Source organism: Elizabethkingia argenteiflava, assembly GCF_009904105.1.
In the GTDB taxonomy this organism is placed as follows: Bacteria; Bacteroidota; Bacteroidia; order Flavobacteriales; family Weeksellaceae; genus Elizabethkingia; species Elizabethkingia argenteiflava.
In genome coordinates this window covers 1-491 of the sequence record NZ_JAAABJ010000144.1, presented here as the reverse complement: position 1 = coordinate 491, position 491 = coordinate 1, and the positions used below count along the sequence as shown (strand labels likewise).

General features: G+C 36.3%; 1 protein-coding gene. It reads left to right on the top strand.

Going from position 1 to position 491, the window contains the following annotated elements; translation table 11 throughout:
• Positions 1-260: 260 nt before the first annotated feature.
• The coding region (locus GNY06_RS01030) for a transposase (protein WP_176589928.1) at positions 261-491 on the top strand (231 nt) is incomplete at its 3' end.

Below are 491 nucleotides of genomic sequence, written 5' to 3'. Positions count from 1 at the left end.
TCTCTAACTGTGTAATAAAAATTATATTTATTTAAATATATTATCTTTTGTAACAAGAATAATTTTACTTTGATTATTTTAAGAATGATGCTATTGCCGGACTTTATTCTGGAAAAAAAAAGTCTGGCACCGATGGGGTTCTGGCTCCAATGGTGAATCACTTTATTGAATCTTTGATGTCAGGTTAGCTTGAATACCACCTTGCTCAAGATAAACTTAACGATCAAATTAACAGTAAGAAAGTTAAAACGAATAATGCAGTGAGTATTCTAAGTGCTGGCTCATTTGATTTAGAAACTGGTCGTGACCGCCTGGTTACTTTTGAACCTAATATTGTGCCCAAACGCCAGCTAATCATTACCGATGAGCTGGTAGTTACTATCTTATCGATGTACTCTATGGGAGTGAGTACCCGCGCATTGCGGGATTATGTTCAGGATATGTATGCTATGGAGATTTCTCGTGCAGAGATATCCCGTATTACCGATAGT